Consider the following 229-nt stretch of genomic DNA (forward strand, 5'->3'; position numbering starts at 1 on the left):
ATGCCAGAAATGGCTGGAATACTGGCAATTCTAGAAATGGTGCTTATTTCCGCAAAGTTGATACGCAATTTGGCCCAATTGAAGTGCAAGTGCCTCGGGATCGCAACGGTCAATTTCATCAGCACACGCTGCCTGACTACAAGCAGCACTCGGATATCTTGGAAAGCATGATTATCAAGCTTTACTCCAAGGGCGTGACCACCAGGGAAATAGCCGATCTAATTGAAAA

The 229-nt window shown here is 45.9% G+C and carries 1 protein-coding gene; it reads left to right on the plus strand.

What is annotated here, in order from left to right:
* Positions 1 to 229, plus strand: a 229-nt coding sequence (locus CP363_RS10625) for a transposase (protein ID WP_198995791.1), incomplete at both ends; no start/stop codon positions are given.

The organism is Lactobacillus sp. UMNPBX12 (assembly GCF_002553955.1).
Taxonomy (GTDB): Bacteria; Bacillota; Bacilli; order Lactobacillales; family Lactobacillaceae; genus Lactobacillus; species Lactobacillus crispatus.